Below are 6707 nucleotides of genomic sequence, written 5' to 3'. Positions count from 1 at the left end.
AGGTGCCCCAATGCGATTTTATAAATTTCCTCATTGCATTGCACGCGACTATACTCCTGACAAAATATAACGCCGCAGTTAAAGGGCCGAAAAAGCGAAGCTTTTGAGGTCCCAGTGAGCACAGCGAACGATTTTCAACGCCTTGTTATGAAAACCTATTCCTGCACAAGGCTTATTTTAAAAGGATAAGATCTGACTATTTTTAATCATCATACTTTCCTTGAATAAAACGGCCCCATGCCGATGACCACGCTACCGCCAAGCCCGATATGCCAGCACATGGCACCAGGATTGGTTTGCCCATGTTGGAGACACTGATGAAAAGGCTAAGAACACCTTTTCGACAAGCACTCCATCGCTTCTTTTACTGCCTTGCTTTCAGACTACTCCGAAAGCAGTGGCACTTGCTATAAAAACGCTACCAAACCTGCACCGACCGCCGAATATCACCTTGAACGGACGGGATTTCATAACGTTGCCAGCAGAGGCGGCCTACGCTGTTTATGCGCGCAGCGCATAGCGTAGGCCGTCCTGCGGAGGCGCGCAGCGCCGGAGCGTACTGCCTGGCCTGGTTATAAGGCGACGTTTCTACGGATATAATTCCAAGCTGTAATTGCACTTATGCTACCAATTACACCATATAGCCCTAGGAAAGTCGCGGCCTGAAAACTAAATTCTTTGACAGAGACACTGAACACAAATACTGGCGTTATTGCCCCCAGCACAAACCCTGCAATTAAGTAAATCAGAAAATATGACCATTCAGGCATCCGATATTTTTGGCGAATCCTGATCATTGGATATGCAAAAATAACGCACCAACAAAATGCTATAGGAAATGCGAAAAAACCAAAAAATACAGCAGCGCTACCGAACGCGCTAGAGCTAAGTAACACCAGTACCAACCCACCTACAAATGCCGCTTGAATACTTGATGCGAAAACATGCTTCCACATTGCACTGCCTTATAACAGTCCAATTATGAGGTCTTCGACCTCATAATAGTTTTTATAAGGTTTACCTTTTAATTATCCCAGTATTCTACTGGGTAATTTTAATGGCTTGATGCTATTCATTTTTCCTCCCCCCAGTTTTCTCCAGCATTGTGAAAAGGTATACCTTCTCGACACGCGGCTGTCAAAAAGGTATAACGCTTCGACAGCATTTCAAGGATGAGGTGTTACATATCATGGCGAAATCCCCCTTTCTCAAATCCGTTGAAGAGTATATGCGGGTTCAGCGGTACAGTTCTCGTACCATCGATTCGTATCTGTACTGGATCAAATACTTCATTGTGTTTAACGGTAAGCGGCATCCGTCCGAACTTGACGACGAGGATATCAAACAGTTTCTCACCTTTCTGGTGACGGAACGAAATGTGTCTGCCAGTACTCAGGCGTTGGCGCTGAATGCGATCAATTTCCTCAAGACGAAGTTTCTCGGGCAAACGGTAGGCGATCTGTCCGGTTACAGCCCTTCTCAAAAGCAGCGCAAGTTGCCGGTTGTACTGACGGTAGACGAAGTCTCGAGATTGCTTGCCCAGACCGACGGCCTGCATCAGCTGATGGTGGCACTTCTGTACGGCTCTGGGTTGCGCCGTATCGAGCTGGTACGGCTTCGGGTCAAGGATGTCGATTTCGACTATCGGCAGATTCGGGTGATCAACGGCAAGGGAGGGAAACATCGCCTGGTGACGTTGGCGGACGAGTTGTTGGAGCCTTTGCGCGAACAGGTGAAGATGGTCGGTGTGGACTTTTCGCGTGACAAGCGGCTCGAGCACTATGCCGGGGTCTGGTTGCCGGATGCGCTGGCTCGCAAATATCCCTCTGCGCCGTTCGAACTTGGCTGGCATTATCTCTTCCCTGCGTCACGCCTGAGTATCGATCCTGAAAGCGGCCGCCTGCGGCGACACCACTTCGATGAGAGTAACCTCAATAAGCTTGTAAGAAAAGCCGCCAGAGATGCAGGAATTCGCAAGGCCGTTTCATGTCACACGCTGCGTCACTCGTTCGCCACGCATTTGCTGCAGTCCGGCGTGGATATCCGCACGGTTCAACAGCAGTTGGGGCATGCAGACGTGAAAACGACTGAGATCTACACTCATGTATTGAAGCAGGGTGCGCAGGGTGTGAAGAGCCCGTTAAGCGGTTTGCTCTTCGCCTCGAACGTTCAGGGATAGATTTGGAACCGCCACCCTGTTCCGGACAGGGCGGCGGTAAGGATCAGAAGGAGAGCGGGCGGTCGCCCTCTTCATCCTTGATGCGGGTCGGCAGGCCCATGGTGTTGAGCAGGTTGATGAACGGACGCGGGTCCAGCTCTTCGACGTTGACCATGGTCTTCGGATCCCACTCGCCGGTGGCAACCAGGATCGCGGCGGCGACCGGCGGCACGCCTGCTGTGTAGGAGATACCCTGGCTGCCCACTTCGTTGTAGGCGTCCTTATGGTCGGCCACGTTGTAGATGAAGACCTCTTTCTCCTGGCCGTCCTTCTTGCCCTTGACGAAGTCACCGATGCAGGTTTTGCCGGTGTAGTTCGGCGCCAGGGAGGACGGATCGGGCAGCACAGCCTTGACCACTTTCAGCGGCACCACTTCCAGCCCTTCGGCGGTGGTGACCGGCTGCTCGGAGAGCAGGCCCAGGTTCTGCAGCACGGTAAAGACGTTGATATAGTGCTCGCCGAAGCCCATCCAGAAGCGCACATCGGGTACACCCAGGTTCTGCGACAGCGAATGCACCTCATCGTGGCCACTCAGGTAGGTGGTCTGCTCGCCCACCACCGGCAGATCGTCGGTGCGGCTGACTTCGAACATCTTGTTGGACTGCCACTGGCTGTTCTGCCAGGAGTAGACCGTACCGGTAAATTCACGGAAATTGATTTCGGGGTCGAAGTTGGTGGCGAAATAGCGACCGTGGCTTCCGGCATTCACGTCGACGATATCGACGGAGTCAACGGAGTCCAGCATATCGCAACCCAACCGCGCATAGGCGTTGACCACGCCCGGGTCAAATCCGACACCGAGGATGGCGGTAAGGCCGTTATTCTTGAATTCGTCGCGACGCTTCCACTCGTAGTTGGCATACCAGGGCGGCGTTTCGCAGATCTTGTTCGGCTCTTCATGGATCGCGGTATCGAGGTAGGCGACCTTGGCTTCGATACAGGCGCTCATCACCGACATGTTAAGGAAAGCGGTACCGACGTTGATGACGATCTGCGACTCGGTCTGCTTGATCAGCTCTACCGTAGCGGCGACATCCATGGCGTCTAGGGCGTAGGCTTTGATACTGCCCTGTACCTTCATACTGCCTTTTTCGAGGACACTGGACACAATATCTTCACACTTTGACTGCGTGCGCGATGCGATCGCGATATTGCCCAGTGTATCGTTGTGTTGGGCGCATTTATGCGCGACAACCTGTGCCACGCCCCCTGCACCAATAATCAGAACATTCTTCTTCATCACTTTCCTCAACGTCGAATATACAAAAAGTGTCGTCAGGAGAGGTTACCGACAAAATCGTCATAACCAAAGGCTCTGACCAGCCTGATGCTGCCATCCAGCTCACGAATGGCGATTGACGGCATCTGCACACCGTTAAACCAGTTTTTCTTGACCATTGTGTAACCGGCTGCGTCCTTGAACGACAGACGGTCGCCCACCGACAGTTCGTTCTCGAACTTGAACTCGCCGAAGATGTCGCCGGCCAGGCAGGATTTGCCGCATATCATATAGGTGTGCGGTCCCTCACAAGGTTCCATCTTGGCGCTTTCGCGGTAGATCAGCAGGTCGAGCATATGCGCCTCGATGGAGCTGTCGACCACCGCAAGATGCTTGCCGTTGTACAGCGTATCCAGCACCGTCACCTCCAGCGAGGTGCTCTTGGTGATCGCCGCTTCGCCCGGCTCAAGGTAGACCTGCACGCCGTATTGCTCGGCGAAGCTGCGCAGACGGTCGCAGAACCGGTCGACCGGGTAGCCTTCGCCGGTGAAGTGGATCCCGCCGCCAAGGCTGACCCAGTCCACCTTGGCGATCAGATGGCCAAAACGCTCCTCGATGGTGTTCAGCATCTCGTCGAAGCGCTCGAAGCTGGCGTTCTCGCAGTTGTTGTGGAACATGAAACCGGAGATCTTGTCGATCACGGTTTCGATCTTGGCCGGGTCCCATTCGCCCAGGCGGCTGAACGGACGCGCCGGGTCGGCGATGATGAACTCGGAGGTGCTGACCTGCGGGTTGACGCGCAGGCCACGGATCACCTCCCTGGACTGCTCGCTGAAACGTTCCAGCTGGCCGATGGAGTTGAAGATGATCTTGTCGCAGTTGGCGATCACCTCGTCGATCTCCTCATCGGAGTACGCCACGCTGTAGGCGTGGGTCTCGCCGGCGAACTTCTCTCGGCCCAACTTGACCTCAAAGAGGGATGACGATGTGGTGCCGTCCATATACTCCTGCATCAGGTCGAACACGGACCAGGTGGCAAAGCATTTCAGCGCCAGCAACGCCTTGGCGCCGGAGCGCTCGCGCACATAGGCGATCTTCTCCATATTGCGCTTGAGACTGGCTTTATCGATCAGATAGTAGGGTGTCTTGAGCATGGGGCGATCCGGGCTGAATTTTAAAAAAGGCGCATTGTAGTGAAGGGGGACCTCAGGGGCCATTCCCCCCGGGGGATATTTGCCGTTTTTTTGGCATTTTTTGCCGCTGTTATATACAAGAACTACCGTATGTCGCGAACGCGGGGAAGCGCAAGAGCAGTGTTTAGTTTAGCGGATCGATAATCGTATTGGGGAGATCGACTGACCGGCTTGCATCCTTTCCACCCCAGGCAGCACATCGGTGCTGGGCCAAAGCCCGGTTTCAAGGGCCCTCGCGTAGCCGTTGTCGAGCCCGCGCTCGCGCATGATGCGAGCCGTTGTGTCGAAGGGGTAGCTCAGCGGATGCCAACCGGCTTGCACGCTGTCGCCTCGGGGTTCGAGAAGCGGTACCAGTCGTCGGACAGCAGCGAGCAGGCGCTACCCTGCTCGAATCCGCAGCCGCAGTCCAGCGCCGACTGCGCCAGCGACTCCTCGCAGTTGCCCATCACCACCAGGAGATTCCAGTCGCGGATCAGTTCCAGCGTTTCCGACGGTTCACCACAGTAGGCGACGATATCGCCGGTGCAGATACACTGCTCGGGCGGGATCTGTAGGCGCTCGGCCACCTCGCGCATCGCCCGCGTCGCCGCCAGGTTGCTGTAGGGGCCGTCGAACAGCAGTATCGGCCCATCGATCGGCCCCAGATCCAGAACATCGTTATTCATCGGACTCTGCATTTACCGGATTCTACTCGACCGCAACCGGAATCGGTCTTGCGGCAGTTTGAAGGCGCCCACCGACCCAGAACAACAGGCAGCCCAGCAGCAGCACCGTCACCGAGATCCAGAGCAGCTTGGTGTATTTGTGGGCATCGCCGAGCAGCGCCGAATAGCCGGACGATTCGGTGAAATAGAGCACAGCTCCACTAAGCGCCAGCGCGAAACTGGCCAGATAACTCCACAAAGGAATATCCCGGCGGTTGCCCCAGAGGCTGAAGAAGACCACCGGTGCCAGGTACATCGATGCGGTGCCGCTGACCGCCACGGCGCTGAACAGATCCTGGTTGCCCCAGAACACCAGCAGCACCCCGGCGAGCATGAACAGGGCCATGGCGATCCGCCCGTTCTTCAACGTCGGCGCAACCCAACCCATATCGACCGCCACCAGCTTGGCGGAGCTGGACAGGGTGCTGTCCAGCGTGGACATGGCGGAGATCACCAGCGCGGTGCTGAACAGCAGCATGATGGTATCGCCGAGAAGACGCTGGAGCACCGCATTCATCGCCTCGCCATCACCCGCTTCGCTGCCGGCGATGACACCGAGCGAGCCGAACGCGAGGATGCAGAGCGCGCTGATCCATCCGGCATGCAGAAAGCTGCGGCGGGTGGTGTCGCGGTCGGCGAGAAAACCGCGATCCATCATCACCGGGTCGTGCATCGGGTAGCTCCACACCTGCAGCAGCGCGACCAACAGAAGGATCGGCCCGGGTTCCGTGATATCAAACGGTTTGAACAACAGCTGTTCGCCGCTACCCAGCCCTGCACCAAACACCGAGATCAACAGCAGCGCAAGCACGGCGATGAACAGCAGCATCTGAAACAGATCGGTGCGCAGGGAGGCGTTGAGCCCGCCGAACATGGAGTAGCCCAGCGTCACCAGCGCCAGCCCGACGACCGCCAGCGTATAGGCGTTGCTGCCCGCCTCGCCCAGCAACAGCCCGATCACCAGCAGATTGGCGAACACCTCACTGACCAGACGCACGCCGATCACGAAGTTGTAGCAGGCGGTGCCCCAACCACCGAAACGGTCGTTCAGGAAGGACTGGATACTCTCGTGTCCCTGCTCGAAACGCAGATGATCGATGATCCGCCCGCCGACAAAAAACGACAGGTAGTAGGCCGCGTAGGCCAGGGTGCCCCAGATACCGTAGTAGAAGCCGAGGATCGCCGCGTTCATCAGCGAACGGGCGAAGATCCAGGTGGTCACCTGGGAGAAGATCAGCGTGATCAGGCCGGGAGCAGCGCCATCCGCCGAGAGGCCACGATAGAACGCCCCCTCGCCCTTGGCCCGACGCGCAACCAACACCGAACCGAGTGCAAGCAGCGCAATGATGCCGCCGAGTTGATAAGACATGGTG

The 6707-nt window shown here is 56.3% G+C and carries 7 protein-coding genes; 1 reads left to right on the top strand and 6 read right to left on the bottom strand.

What is annotated here, in order from left to right; all coding sequences use genetic code 11:
- Window positions 1-572 precede the first annotated feature (572 nt).
- Window positions 573-956 carry a hypothetical protein gene (locus KQ940_RS21655; protein WP_217416735.1) on the bottom strand — a complete coding sequence of 128 codons (384 nt, stop codon included), beginning with the start codon at window positions 954-956 and terminating at the stop codon, window positions 573-575.
- Between the two features lie 233 nt (window positions 957-1189).
- On the opposite strand from KQ940_RS21655, the gene KQ940_RS21650 reads away from it, so the two are divergent.
- Window positions 1190-2179: an integron integrase gene (locus KQ940_RS21650; protein WP_217416734.1), complete on the top strand. Its 990-nt coding sequence runs from the start codon at window positions 1190-1192 to the stop codon at window positions 2177-2179.
- Between the two features lie 43 nt (window positions 2180-2222).
- On the opposite strand, the gene KQ940_RS21645 is transcribed toward KQ940_RS21650, so the two are convergent.
- From KQ940_RS21645 to KQ940_RS21630, 5 genes are all read right to left on the bottom strand, one after another.
- Complete coding sequence (locus KQ940_RS21645) at window positions 2223-3458, bottom strand: saccharopine dehydrogenase family protein (protein ID WP_217416733.1); 1236 nt, start codon at window positions 3456-3458, stop codon at window positions 2223-2225.
- Between the two features lie 35 nt (window positions 3459-3493).
- Complete coding sequence (gene nspC / locus KQ940_RS21640) at window positions 3494-4591, bottom strand: carboxynorspermidine decarboxylase (protein ID WP_217416732.1); 1098 nt, start codon at window positions 4589-4591, stop codon at window positions 3494-3496.
- Window positions 4592-4759: 168 nt separating this feature from the next.
- A complete protein-coding gene (locus KQ940_RS22860) occupies window positions 4760-4951 on the bottom strand; it encodes a hypothetical protein (RefSeq protein WP_246590246.1) in 192 nt (63 codons plus the stop codon).
- Entirely contained in the window at window positions 4927-5295 is a 369-nt protein-coding gene (locus KQ940_RS21635; protein ID WP_246590245.1) for a metallophosphoesterase family protein, read from the bottom strand. Before KQ940_RS21635 ends, KQ940_RS22860 begins: the two co-directional genes overlap by 25 nt.
- Window positions 5296-5317: 22 nt before the next feature.
- Window positions 5318-6703, bottom strand: a complete 1386-nt coding sequence (locus tag KQ940_RS21630; RefSeq protein WP_217416731.1) for a sodium:solute symporter family transporter — start codon at window positions 6701-6703, stop codon at window positions 5318-5320.
- Window positions 6704-6707 lie beyond the last annotated feature (4 nt).

The sequence above is a fragment of the Marinobacterium ramblicola genome (assembly GCF_019084545.1).
Lineage (GTDB): Bacteria > Pseudomonadota > Gammaproteobacteria > Pseudomonadales > Balneatricaceae > Marinobacterium_D > Marinobacterium_D ramblicola.
This window is presented reverse-complemented; position numbering and strand designations above follow the sequence as displayed.